Genomic DNA, 12,707 nt, shown 5'->3' on the forward strand with positions numbered 1-12,707 from the left:
GAGTCATATCCGTATCAGTCCTTCAGCCGACGCGCGGCGATCGCGCGAAGCGTCCGGTAGAACAAGGCTGCAATGATCAGCGCGGCGAGCACGCCGCCGAGCAACAGCAGCAGCGGATGCGACGACAGTGCCCAGCGCAGATACTCCTGCGGCGACAGACGGCCCACGTAGTATGCGGTGCCGTTCGACGTGATGGTGACGGCGCGGCCATGGATCACGGCCATCGCGCCTTGAATCTTCGGCAGCACGTCGGCGTCGAGCAGCGCGGCGGACAGATCGGCATCCGACGGGCCGGCCGCGCTGATCAGCGCAACCGCGCTGCGGCCTCGCTGCAGCGGCGACTCGAAGCCGGTTAGCAGCGCCGCGCCGTTCGAGCTGACCATCGTCAGATCGGCACGCGCGGGCGTGCGCTCGACGCCGCGCTCGCCGTGCCACCAGTCCCGCAGCTTGAACACCAGGTCGGTGAGCTGGAACGTGTGCGCGGCGCCGTCGCTGGAGAACGGCATCGACTTCGACCAGCGCTGCAACAGCGGCTGCTTGCCAGGCGCGCCGAACACCAGCAGGTCCTTGTCGGCGAGGCGCTCGACGTCGGCCGCATGGGTGACGCTCACGCCGGAGACCGGATAGCCCGTCGATTCGCCCATCCGGCCCATCGTCAGCAGATACAGGCTGTAGTCGCTCGCGTCCGGGTCGTCCGGCAGCACGACGGCGGTCTCGGAGAGGTCCGCCATCCGCGTGAACGGAAAGCCGCTGTTGGCGAACGCGGCCAGATCGGGCAGCGCCATGTAGTGCGGGAACGACGACAGGTCGATCGTCGAGTTCGGATCGATCGCGCCGACCACGTTCTGCAGCAGGCGGCCCGCGCATTCGCCGGTGTTCGGGATGTCGTAGTAGAAGTGCAGCCGCAGCTGTGTGCGCGGCGTCATCAGCAGCGGCGGGATGCGGATGTTGCGGCGCGCGTCGGCGGTGCCGTCGGGCATGATGAGGTTGAAGTAGCGGCTCAGGTCGAACACCGACGCAGGGCGCGCCGGAATCGGCAGCGCCTGCACGAAGCCGTTGTTCACGCTGATGTTCAGCGACGAGCGGTCGCGCACCGGCCGCACCGTGTAGCGGTAGCGCAGATCGATCGGCACGCCGCGCGTGTGCCACATGAACAGATCGGGCGGCACCCGCATGTTGATGCGCACCGCGTCGGCGTCGTAGCCGAACACGGTCAGGTCTTTCGGATCGGCGAGCTCGCCGAAGCGCACCGCGCGGTCGGTCGGCAGCCAGTTCGGCGCGTCGTACGGCACGCGCGGCGCAATTTCGTTCAGTGACGTGATCGTGGCGCTCGCGCCGGACAGCGCGCTATGGCCGATCCCGAGCGACTTCGCGGCGGTCTTCAGCTCGGCCTCGTTGCGGCCGAGCACGAGCAGCAGCTTGCCGCGCGCGTTCGCGTCGCGCTCGACCACCGCGATGGTCGGCCCGGTGATCTCGGGAATCGTCACGCCGGCCGGATGCTGGTCGCTGGTCGCGAACACGACCGCATTGCCCGACAGCGGCGCGTTGTCGAGCTGGGTGGGAAACACCGCGCCGCGGTAGCCGGCGAGCGAGCCGAACCACGACGCGACGATGCCGGCGGCTTCGAGCGTGCCGTTGCCCGGCTTCTGCGCGAGCACGAACGGCAGCTCGAGGCGGCGCACGTCGCGGCGGTCGAAAAACGGCTGCGGCAGCGCGGCCAGCTCCGCCTTCGTCGCGAGCGACGAGTAGGTCAGGTCGAGCGAGCTCGCGTTGCTGATCGTCGCCCACAGCGACGAGTTCGCGGGGTCTTCGCAGGCCGTCGTGTAGTGGCCGATCAGCTGCAGGTTCAGGTGGTTGAAGTCGGTGATGAAGCGCGGATCGATCGTGATCTCGCGCGCGACCAGCATGCCGGCCTGCTCGTGGGGCAGCGGCAGTGTCGCCGCGACTTCGCCGTTGATCAGCACCTTCAGCTGTGACAGATTCGCCAGCAGCGCGGGAGAATAACTGTAGATCAGATGCAGCGTCGCGCCGGTCACGACCTCGTCGCCGCGCACCGAGAACGCGATGCCGTTCTGTCCGTCGACGCCGCGCAATTGCAGCGGGTCGAGCGCGCCGAAGTCGGCGAACGTCAGCGTCTGGCGGCGGCCTCCGGGCACCAGCGTGCCGGGCTCGGCGGTGGTCGGCGTGCGCATGCCGGGCGCCTTCACCGACGCCGCCGCGAGCGCGGGCGTCGGCGTGGCGAGCTGGCCCTGGGCGATCGCGTTCGGATCGAACGGCACCGCCGCGCTCGGCGCGGGCACGTTGCCGACACCGGTCGCGACTTGCGGGGTTTGCGGCGCGCCGGCGGGTGCCGCCGCGTCCGACGCCGGTTTGGCCGCGGCGGCGGCAGGGGTGGCCGCTTGAGCGAGCGGCACGAACGACGCCAGCGCGGTCTGCAGCGCGAGCCAGCAGGCGACGCCGCGCAGGATTCGCCGCGAGTGTCGCAAGCCGTGACAAGCAGACAGGCGCGATTGGGGTCCAATGCTGTTGCGCCCGTGTGCCGGGCGTTCGATATTGTCCGTGGCCATCCGGTAGCCCATAGATCAGTCTTTCGTTTTTAGCTTCTTGACGTCCGCGGGACGGCTTTTGATCGAACTGCGCAAGTCGTCGTACAGATGTTCGAACAGCCCCGCGATGCCGCGCACGCCGACCTTCAGCACGTGCGACAGACCGCGCAGCGGGGTGTCGTGCTCGCGCCCCTCGGCCCAGCCGGTCCACGCGTCCGCGCGCGCGAAGGTGGTTTTGACGAACTCGTACTCCTGTTCGCGCGACATCGACGAAAAGCGCAGCCCCACGCGGCCCGGCTCAGTAAAGCTGACGGTGGCGGGGAACGCGTACTCCTCGTCGCCGCGGAACAGCGACACGGTCACGCGCTCCTGCATCGGCACTTCGATGGTGCTGGGCAGCGCGACACCGACGCCGCCTTCCGAGTAGTCGATCGTTTCGCACGCGAGCGTGCGGCCGGTCGAGAACTTCAGCATCACCGGCATCTTCATCGCGACGCGCGGCACCGCGCGGATCTGGCGGCGCTCGCTCGCGGCGGCCACGCTCGCGCCGAGGATCAGCATGTTGTAGCTGGTCCACGCGAGATTGAGCAGTGTGGTCTCGACGATGCTGCGCACGTGCCAGTTCATGTAGATGTGCACCAGACCGGCGAGGAAGCCGAGCAGGTTCAGCAGCAGCAGGAACAGATACGGCCGCGAGATCGACCAGTCGAAGTAGCTCTTCTCGATCACGCCGCCCTTGGCCGTCACGTTGAACTTGCCGAGCTTCGGGTTGATCAGCGCGAGCAGCGTCGGCGCGGTGATGTACGACGCCAGCACCGACTCGTACACCTCGGCCCAGAACGAATGGCGGAACAGGCGCTGCATCCGCGAGTTCGTGATGCTCGCGTGCATCATGTGCGGTAGCGCGTAGATCGCGATCGTGCCGGCCGCCGCCTCGATCACATGCGCGCCGAAGAACAGATACGACAGCGGCGCGGTCAGGAACACGAGACGCGGCACGCCGTAGAAGAAGTGCATCATCGCGTTCAGGTAACACAGCCGCTGGCCGATCTTCAACCCCTTGCCGGTGAGCGGATTGTCGATGCGGAAGATCTGCGTCATGCCGCGCGCCCAGCGGATGCGCTGGCCGATATGGCCCGACAGGCTTTCGGTCGCGAGGCCGGCGGCCTGCGGAATCGCCAGATACGCGGTGGTGTAGCCGAGGCGGTGCAGCTTCAGCGCAGTGTGCGCGTCCTCGGTGACGGTCTCCACCGCGATGCCGCCGATCTCGCCGACCATGCTCCGGCGCAGCAGCGCGCACGAGCCGCAGAAGAACGTCGCGTTCCACAGATCGTTGCCGTCCTGCACGAGGCCGTAGAACAGCTCGCCTTCGTTCGGCACCTTGCGGAAAGTGCCGAGGTTGCGCTCGAACGGGTCGGCGGAGAAGAAGTGGTGCGGCGTTTGCAGCATCGACAGCAGCTTGTCGCGCAGGAACCAGCCGAGGCCGATCTGCAGGAACGAGCGGGTCGGGATGTGATCGCAGTCGAAGATCGCGAGGTACTCGCCGCTCGTGATCTTCAGCGCCTCGTTGATGTTGCCGGCCTTCGCGTGGCGATTGTGCGTGCGGATCGTCCAGTTCACCCCGACTTCCTCACAGAACGCCTTGAACTCGGCGCGGCGGCCGTCGTCGAGCACGTGGATCGACATCTTGTCGGCCGGGTAGTCGAGCGCGAGCGCCGCATAGACGGTCGGCTTCACGACGGCGAGCGGCTCGTTGTAGGTCGGGATGAACACGTCGACGGTCGGCCATTCGTCGCGATTGGCGGGCAGCGGCATTGGCTTGCGCTTGAGCGGCCACGCGGTCTGGAAGTAGCCGAGCATCAGCACGATCGTCGCGTAGAGCTCGGCGGACACGAGCAGCAGACCCCAGGCGGCGTCGAGCGGATGCTCCCAGTACGTCGTTTCGGTCAGCCGCCAGTACATGTAGCGGCCCGACGCGACGATCGACAGCATGATCATCACCATCGTCGCGTAGCGGCCGGGCAGACGGCGAAACAGCAGCGCGAGCACGAAGCACAGGGTCGCGAAGGTCAACTGCTGATAGAACTCGAGCGGCACCGTGAACACGAAGTACAGCATGTACAGCGCGAGCATCGTGACGAGCCCGGTGACGATGCGGCTGTTCCAGAAGCTTGCGTCGATGAAGCGTTGGAACCGCGACGGCTCGCCGGCCTCGGGCTCGCGCGAGGAGGCTGGACTGCTCATGCGACGTTCCTTGGCTTGGCGGCGATCGCGTCGAGCGCCGCCATGAGCCACGCGGCGCATGCGCGGAAATCGGCGGCGGCCTGGCTCAGCGGATCGTAATGGATCAGCGTGGTGTCGCAGGCGAGCGCTTCGCTGACGCCTTCGTCGAGATGGATCACGCCGGGGAACACCTTGCCGGCGAGCATCTGACGCAGCACCTTCAGCACGTCCTTGGTCAACTGGCGGGATTGATCGATCTGGTTGATCACGTAGCCGACGCCGCCGAAGTCCGCGCGCGGCGCCGCGTAGGTTTCGATCAGCCGCTCCATCTGCGGGATCGCCGCGTACGACGCGGCGTCGGCGAGCACGATGTTCAACGCGAAGGTGGCCGCGCTCAGCGCGGTTCGCACGTAGGTCGACGAGCCGGGCGGCGTATCGACGATCACGATGTCGGACGCATCGAGCCGCAGGTGCTGCAGCGACTGCGCGAGCCATTGCGGATGCTGGTCGATCTGCGCCTCGAGGCGGCGGCGGTCGTCCTCCAGCAGCGCGCCGTACGGCAGTACGGTCACGCCGTCGATACCGTCGAACATCACCGTTTGCCACGGGTTGCCCGAGAGAGTCGCGCGCGACAGGCCGTCGATGCTGTCGAGCGGCACGCCGAAGTGCAGCCGCAGGGCGTTCTGCGGATCGAGATCGAGTGCAATCACACGCCGGCCGCTGTTGGCGAGCACGGAAGCGAGATTGGCGGCGAGGGTGGTCTTGCCGACCCCCCCTTTGGCGGACACCACGGCAATGACTTTCATGAGCGACGCGGACCGTTGGTGAGCCACGAGGCGAAGCCGCCGCGCGCGGTGCCGGCGGGTGCTTGCGTGCCTTGGGCGGACGTGCCGCGCAGACGGTCGAACACCGAGTTCAGCGACGCGGGCGCGGCCGCTTGCGGCGACGCGCTCGGGGTTTGCGCTGCAAACAGCTTGCCGAGGATCGACGGCGGTTGGGCCGGTTGCGCGGGTTGGGCCGTATAGGTGGGTTGCGGCGCTGTTTGCGGTGGCATCGACGATGCCGGTGCCGTGCTCGCGCTGCCATAAGCGGGCGCGGCGGGGCGTGTCCTGCCTGGCGCGACAGGCGCAATCGTTTGCGCGGCCGCTTCGTCGAGTTCGTCAGCCGTGCGGAAGCGTGACGCGCCGCTCGGCGCCGCGGGCTGGGCTGCGGCCACAGGTACCGGTGGAATGTCACGCCGGTGCGGGCGCGTGAACAGCGGTGCCTTCGCGCGCGTCACGGATGCCATGTCCTTCGGTGTCGTGTCCTCGTGGACGGCGGCCAGTGGCGCCACGGTTATCGGCGGCTGTGGTTTCGCGTCGCGAAGCTGGCCGATTGCCGGAATGGCCGGTTGCGTCAGATCGAGCGTCACGAGCAGCGGCCAACGAGTGCGCGCGGCGCGCGCGTCGTTCTCGCGGCCAATCTCCTGGTACGCGTTGGCGTCGCCGCCAAATTGCTCGAACAGTTTTTCGATGTCGCTCGATGAACTCATGATGCCGTTGTCAGTTACATACCGTGCATGGCCCCAAACCGACCGCTCGGGGTGCTGTTTATTTGAACTGCGTTCCCTGATTCTGCGTGGCGGCTGTATCGCCGTCGCACGCTCGTTCGCACGTATGCGTGCAGCGCCCGCTGGTGCTCAGGCGGGGTGACGGCCGAGGCGGAATTCGAGCGAGCTGTCCTCGCCGAACGCGCTCGTCTGCACGACCGACAAACCCTGCGCGCCCAACGCGCTCAACCACGTCTGATAGGCGCCTTCGAGAAATGCCGGCGTCCAGGCGAGCGCCGATTCGCCGAAGGCGGGCAGCGGCGCGCAATAGTGAATGATGCGCAGCGACTCCGCCTCATCGGCGAGCGCGATGTAACCCCAATCCATCTGATGCCAGTAAGAATTCAACACCTGCTCGAGCTCGGCCGTCGATGCGCAGGCGGGCAGCGGATACGCGAGCGCGAAACGGCTGCCGACGCGATGCATCAGCTGGCGCAGCTCGTCGTGTCCGATTTGCGCTTCGAACTCGCTCGCCAGCGCGCTCAGCATGCCGCGCCATTGCGGCGAGATTTGGCGTTCGAGCAGATAGTTGAGGATTGGGACCATGTTTCCCGGAAGTGGTCGCGGCCCGTTGCACATTGCGGACGTGACAGCCATTGAGCATCGGAGTCGTTCGGCAATGGGGCGCCGATTACGTCATTTCTACCGGGTTGTCCAGGGTGCCCGGCACACATTGCAAGCAGTCTACTTAAGACACAGGCTTTTAGCCACTCTCCATTGCTCGGCTTATACGGTAATAAGCGCGCAATCGAGCCACATGAATTACGTAATTTTTGCTGCTTAAAGGAAATTGAAAGGTTAATCTTCGCCTGGCGCGCGAAAAGGCTTGCGGAACCATAGGTGTATTAGCCGGCAATCCGGCCTGCTTTGAGCTTTAGTCTTTTAATCGTGCATTCGGCGGATGGTGAGTCGCGCGAAAGATCGGCGCGGCGTCGTTCGGCACGCAGGCGCCGAATTTATACGTCGTGTTACGTTAGCCCTAAATGTTTATCGAACGTTTGCCGATAACCATTGGCGGAGTGACCGGAAACCCTGATCAGCCATCTATGTCTGCCATCCCGACGCAGCACCTGCCCGAGCCAAGCATGCGTGAGCGCTTTCACCGGCGCTCGCTCGACCATCAGCGGCCGCTTTCCCTCGTGACGATGGGCTTCACGGTGGTTGCGTTCCTGTGCATGGTAACGGCGCGCGAACTGGTCGGCGCACCGGCCGGGCCGCTCGCGTACCGGCTGCTATGCGCGCTCCTGCTCGCGCTGCTGGTGCTGGCGATCCCGCGCGCGAAGTCGACGGCGCTGTTCGGCGCGATCGGCGTCGCGTACGAACTGGTGCTGATCGCCGGGCTCGTGCTGAATGCGAAGGGCCTCGCGTATCCGTTGCCGTGGCTATTGCCCGCATTCGTGGTGATACCGATCTGCGCGGCGCCGCTATGGCTCACGCCCGCGCATTTCGTCACCGGCAGCGTGGTGTTCTACGCGGCGGCCATCGCGCTGCTGCGCGGCAAAGCTCATGCGCCCGAGGTCGACGCGGCCGTGTGGACGTGGGTCATCGCGATCGGTGCGCCGACGGCGGTGGTATTCCATTTCGGCTTCTACCGTTTCCGGCGCAATCACTTTCTGCTCGAGAGCCAGCTCGCGCAACTCGCGGCGACCGATCCGCTGACCGGGCTGCAAAATCGTCGCTCGTTCGTCAAGCACGCGCAGGGACGCCTCGAGACGCTGGCGCCAGGGGCGCAGATCAGCGCGATCTTTCTCGACATCGACAGCTTCAAGTCGCTCAACGACCGCTTCGGTCACGCGGTCGGCGACCATGCGCTATTCCAGGTCGCGCAGGTGCTGAAGGACGCGGTTGCGCTCTACCAAAGCGTGAGCCGCATCGGCGGCGAGGAATTCGCGCTGCTGCTCGACGATGATCTCACCGGCGCGCTGCAGATCGCCGAGCGGCTGCGCCTCGACATCGCCGCGATCGAACGGCCGGACGGCCATCTGACCGCGAGCTTCGGCGTCGCCGAGCATCGGCGCGGCGAAAGCTTCATGATGCTGCTCGATCGCGCGGACGAAGCGTTATTGCGCGCGAAGCAGACGGGGCGCAACCGTGTCTGCGCGGAGCGCGCGCTGCCGTTCGACGCGCTGCAGTCAGCGTTCGGCGATCCGAGCGCCGACCCGGCGCGTTACCGCTGGGAAGACTTCTATCTGATCTCGCACTTTCAGCCGCTCTACAGCCTATCGCATCAGAAGCAGGTCGGCTTCGAGGCGCTGCTGCGCGGAGAGCATGACGACGGCACGCTGGTGCCGCCGGTCGTAATGTTCGCGCCGAAGCCGTCGAGCGACGAAGGCGCGCTCGACCGCGCGAGCCACGCGGTGCATCTCGGCAACGCGCGTCGTGCGCTGCCCGGCGACGCGTGGCTGTTCCTGAACATCCTGCCGTCCACCTTCGTCGCCGAAGGCTACGCCGACCAGTTGACGAAGATCGTGCGCGCCGCGGGGCTCGAACCCGAGCGCGTGATTTTGGAGATTCTCGAATCGCATGGCGGCAGCGTCGACGAGATGTCGCGCGCGGCGGCGCGCTATCGCCAGCACGGCTTCCTGATCGCAGTCGACGACTTCGGCGCGGGCCAGTCGAATCTCGACCGGCTGCTGCGGATCCGGCCGGACCTCGTCAAGCTCGACGGCGAGCTGATTCGCGCGACTACGTACGGCACGCAGCAGCCGATCCTGCCGAAACTCGTGTCGCTGCTGCACCAGGCGGGGATGCTGGTGGTCGTCGAAGGCGTCGAGACGACCGACGAACTGATTCTCGCGGTCGAGTCGAATGTCGATTTCGCGCAGGGCTATCTGCTAGGGCGGCCCGCGGCAGAGATCGCGCCGCCCGAGTCGGTGCATCGCCAGATCGACGATGCGTTCGACGTGATCGCGCAGGGCCGTGCGCATCAGCATGCGTTGTTCGAATCCGAAATGGAGCCGTACCGGCTCGAACTGCGGCGCGCGGCCGACGGCTTGCGCGCCGGCGCCATGATGGACGATGCGTTCGCGCTGCTCGCCACCTTCAAGCGTTGCATCAGCTGTTTCATCCTCGACGACACCGGCCGCCAGATCGGTCACGAGGTGCGTGGGCCGGCGTGGTGCAAGGACGCCGCGTCGCTGCAGCCGGTCGCGAATCCGCGCGATGCGCGCTGGGATCATCGGCCTTACTTCCGCAATGCGGTGCTGCTGCCCGGCGAGGCGATCACCAGTAACCCTTATCTGTCGCTCGCGAGCGGGCGGCCGTGCATCGCGGTGACACTTGCCGTGCAGCTGGCGAGCGGGCGCTGTGTGATGGGGGTCGAGCTGGATTGGTCGGCGCGAGGCTTGCCTTGGCCGGCGGGCGAGTAAGGGAAGTGAAAGGCTTTCGCTTCAATACCCGCCTTTGACCTGCGGCGCGCTCGCCGCCAGGTTCTTGTACGACCCGGCGAGGTCCGCGGCCGCGCGGCTCAGCAAGCCGGTGTCCGTGCCGACCGCGACGAAGGTTGCGCCCGCCGCCAGATATTCGGCCGCCAGCGCGGGATCAGGGGCGAGCACGCCCGCTGCCTTGCCAACGGTGCGCACGGTGTCGATGCCGTGGCGAATCGCGTCGCGCACGCGCGCGTCGCCCGGCTTGCCGAGCAATCCCATCGACGCGCTCAGATCCGACGGCCCGAAAAACACGCCATCGACGCCATCCACATGCGCGATCTCCACGAGATTGTCGAGGCCCTGCACGGTCTCCGCCTGCACGATCACGCACAGTTCGTCGGCGGCGGTGTCCAGATAGTCGGGCACGCGATTCCAGCGCGACGCACGCGCGAGCGCGCTGCCGACGCCGCGAATGCCTTGCGGCGGATAACGCGTGGCCGCGACCGCATCGAGCGCTTGCGCGGCCGTGTCGATCATTGGCAGCAGCAGCGTTTGCGCGCCGATGTCGAGCAACTGCTTGATCAGCGCGGCGTCGCTGCGTACCGGCCGCACGACCGGATGCGACGGATACGCGGCGACCGCCTGCAATTGCGACAGCGTGCTGCGTACGTCGTTCGGTGCGTGCTCGTTGTCGATCAGCAGCCAGTCGAAGCCGGCGGTGGCGAGCAGCTCGGTCACGTAGGCGTCGGCGAGCGCGGCCCACAGGCCGAACTGCGGTCTGCCTTCGGCGAGCGCGCGTTTGAAGGAGTTTTTCGGCAAAGACATATCGATGCGTTCAGATGAAATTCAAACCGATGCCGCCGAGCGGGCCATAGTCGATGTGGAACGTGTCGCCCGCGCGGGCGGGGATCGGGCTCGTGAACGAGCCGCTCAGGATCACGTCGCCCGCATTCAACGATTCGTCATACGGAGCAATTTTGTTGGCGAGCCACGCGACGCCGGTGGCCGGATGGTTGAGCACCGCCGCCGCGAGCCCGCTTTCCTCGACCGCGCCGTTCTTGTACAGCAGCGCGCCGACCCAGCGCAGGTCGACGTCGAGCGGACACACCGGCCGGCCGCCGAGCACGACGGCCGCGTTCGCGGCGAAGTCGGAGATCGTGTCATGGACTTTGCGTGGCGCGCGTGTTTCGCGATCGAACTGCTCGATGCGCGCGTCGATGATTTCGACGGCCGGGCTCACGTACGCGGTCGCGTCGAGCACAGCGAACAGTGTGACGCCGGGGCCCTTCAGCGGTTTGTTCAGCACGAACGCGAGTTCCACTTCGACGCGCGGCGCGATGAAGCGATCCACGCGAATGTCCTGGCCGCTTTCGATGAACATGCTGTCGAGCAGCGGCGCGTAGTCCGGTTCGTCGATCTGCGACGAGCGCTGCATCGCGCGCGACGTCAGGCCGATCTTCCTGCCCTTGATTACGTGGCCTTCGGCGAGTTTCAGCTTGACCCACTCGCGTTGTATCGCGTAGCCGTCCTGTACGGTCATCTCTGGATACTGCGCGGAAAAATGGCGCAGCTGCGTGCGGGTCTTTTCCGCGTGATCGAGTTGCGCGGCGAGGTCGCGAATGGTTTGTTCGTCTAGCATGATGATGTCAGCCCTTGAAGCGCGCGTGCAGATTGTTGTGCTTCCAGGTGCCCGCTTCGCTGAACTCGTTGATTTCGAGCGACAACGCGAGCCCCTGCCGTTCGAACTCAGTGGCGAAGCGCTGCTTGATCAGCGCGAACAGCGCGTCGCCGGTCGCCTTCTTGACGGCCTCCGGGCGGCCCGCGCCGATCTTCAGATTGGCGTGCAGGAACGCGGCGTCGGGCCGCCCATCGGCGATGCAGTACTGGTCGCAGCGCAGCGCGCGCACGCGGATGCCGCCGAGCGGATAGACGCGCTCGCCGTTATCGCGCTGCGCGTCGAGGCACTGCGCGAGGTCTTTGCATAGTTCGCCGAGGCGTTGCACGTCCGCGAGGTTGGCGCTGTATTCGAGTGTCAAGTGAGGCATGGCGATTCCTTCGCGAGTGTCAGACGGGTAGCGGCGTGACCGGGAAGATCGCGTTGATCTGGCCGGTGCCCGAACTGCCGAAATAAGGCGTGACGACTTCGACCTTGCCGTCGTAACGATCCCAGCCGAGCGCACCGAGCAGCATCGCGGTATCGTGCATGCCGCCTTCGCCCCAACATTTCTCGCTGTAGAGCGGCAGCATGTCGCAGAAGGTCTTCCAGTCGCCGGCTTCCCATATGCGCACCACGCTGCGATCCATCTGTTCGAGGAACGGGCTCCAGACTTTGTGCATGAACTGCTCGGCGGTGCCGTTGTTCGCGAAGTGATGCGACAGCGAGCCGCTCGCGAGAATGGCCACGGTACCGTCGTAGCGTTCTTCGATGGCCTTGCGTACCGCGAGACCGAAACGCGCGCTGGTCGCGAGGTCGTGCCACATGCACCAGCCCGCCACCGACACCGCCTTGAAGTGCTGATCGCCGTTCATATAGCGCATCGGCACCAGCGTGCCGTATTCGAGCTCGAGCGTGGTCTCGCTGTGCGCGCGGCTTTTCACGCCCATTTCGTTGGCGACGTCCGCGATCAGCTGACCGAGCCCGACATTGCCCGGATACGCGTACGGCATGTTCCTGATGAAATGCGGCAGCTCGTTGCTCGTGTACACGCCTTCGAACTTCGGCGCGCAATTGATGTGGTATTCGCTATTCACTAGCCAGTGCACGTCGAACACGACGATCGTATCGACGCCAAGTTCGCGGCAGCGTCGGCCGATTTCATGGTGTCCGTCGATCGCGGCCTGACGGCAACCCTTGTGCGGACCGTCGAGCTCGGATAAATACAACGACGGCACATGTGTAACTTTTGCTGCCAACGCGAGTTTGCCCATCGCGGTCTCCAGTGTCGAGCGGAGTTAGAGCGTCAGCTCTTACTCCGGTCCCAT

At 66.1% G+C, this 12,707-nt stretch carries 10 protein-coding genes; 1 reads left to right on the forward strand and 9 read right to left on the reverse strand.

Translation table 11 applies throughout. The features are described 5' to 3' along the window. Nucleotides 1-14: 14 nt before the first annotated feature. The 5 genes from bcsB to bcsD form a co-directional block, all read right to left on the reverse strand. Nucleotides 15-2,579 (reverse strand): cellulose biosynthesis cyclic di-GMP-binding regulatory protein BcsB, encoded by a 2,565-nt coding sequence (bcsB, locus tag HDG37_RS16880; RefSeq protein WP_184049562.1) that lies wholly within the window; start codon nucleotides 2,577-2,579, stop codon nucleotides 15-17. Between the two features lie 3 nt (nucleotides 2,580-2,582). Beyond that, the gene (gene bcsA / locus HDG37_RS16885) at nucleotides 2,583-4,790 is read right to left on the reverse strand and encodes a UDP-forming cellulose synthase catalytic subunit (protein ID WP_184049564.1); all 2,208 of its coding nucleotides are present in this window, start codon (nucleotides 4,788-4,790) and stop codon (nucleotides 2,583-2,585) included. After that, nucleotides 4,787-5,575: a cellulose biosynthesis protein BcsQ gene (bcsQ, locus tag HDG37_RS16890; RefSeq protein WP_184049566.1), complete on the reverse strand. Its 789-nt coding sequence runs from the start codon at nucleotides 5,573-5,575 to the stop codon at nucleotides 4,787-4,789. Before bcsQ ends, bcsA begins: the two co-directional genes overlap by 4 nt. Next, the gene (gene bcsP, locus HDG37_RS16895; protein ID WP_184049568.1) at nucleotides 5,572-6,300 is read right to left on the reverse strand and encodes a cellulose biosynthesis protein BcsP; all 729 of its coding nucleotides are present in this window, start codon (nucleotides 6,298-6,300) and stop codon (nucleotides 5,572-5,574) included. Before bcsP ends, bcsQ begins: the two co-directional genes overlap by 4 nt. A 147-nt stretch (nucleotides 6,301-6,447) precedes the next feature. Next, entirely contained in the window at nucleotides 6,448-6,903 is a 456-nt protein-coding gene (gene bcsD, locus HDG37_RS16900) for a cellulose biosynthesis protein BcsD (protein ID WP_184049570.1), read from the reverse strand. A 500-nt stretch (nucleotides 6,904-7,403) separates the two neighbouring features. On the opposite strand from bcsD, the gene HDG37_RS16905 reads away from it, so the two are divergent. Next, entirely contained in the window at nucleotides 7,404-9,725 is a 2,322-nt protein-coding gene (locus HDG37_RS16905; protein WP_184049572.1) for a bifunctional diguanylate cyclase/phosphodiesterase, read from the forward strand. A 21-nt stretch (nucleotides 9,726-9,746) separates the two neighbouring features. Here HDG37_RS16905 and hpaI read toward each other — a convergent pair whose 3' ends face one another. Genes hpaI through hpaD form a run of 4 tightly spaced genes read right to left on the reverse strand, consistent with a single transcriptional unit; the run spans nucleotide 9,747 to nucleotide 12,653 of the window. Then, nucleotides 9,747-10,550: a 4-hydroxy-2-oxoheptanedioate aldolase gene (hpaI, locus tag HDG37_RS16910; protein ID WP_184049574.1), complete on the reverse strand. Its 804-nt coding sequence runs from the start codon at nucleotides 10,548-10,550 to the stop codon at nucleotides 9,747-9,749. Between the two features lie 10 nt (nucleotides 10,551-10,560). Next, nucleotides 10,561-11,364 carry a 2-oxo-hept-4-ene-1,7-dioate hydratase gene (gene hpaH, locus HDG37_RS16915; protein ID WP_184049576.1) on the reverse strand — a complete coding sequence of 268 codons (804 nt, stop codon included), beginning with the start codon at nucleotides 11,362-11,364 and terminating at the stop codon, nucleotides 10,561-10,563. 7 nt (nucleotides 11,365-11,371) lie between these two features. Beyond that, complete coding sequence (locus HDG37_RS16920; RefSeq protein WP_184049578.1) at nucleotides 11,372-11,770, reverse strand: 5-carboxymethyl-2-hydroxymuconate Delta-isomerase; 399 nt, start codon at nucleotides 11,768-11,770, stop codon at nucleotides 11,372-11,374. Nucleotides 11,771-11,789: 19 nt separating this feature from the next. Then, complete coding sequence (gene hpaD / locus HDG37_RS16925; RefSeq protein ID WP_184049580.1) at nucleotides 11,790-12,653, reverse strand: 3,4-dihydroxyphenylacetate 2,3-dioxygenase; 864 nt, start codon at nucleotides 12,651-12,653, stop codon at nucleotides 11,790-11,792. Between the last annotated feature and the right edge of the window lie 54 nt (nucleotides 12,654-12,707).

Source organism: Paraburkholderia sp. MM5384-R2, from assembly GCF_014201025.1.
Classification (GTDB): Bacteria; Pseudomonadota; Gammaproteobacteria; order Burkholderiales; family Burkholderiaceae; genus Paraburkholderia; species Paraburkholderia tuberum.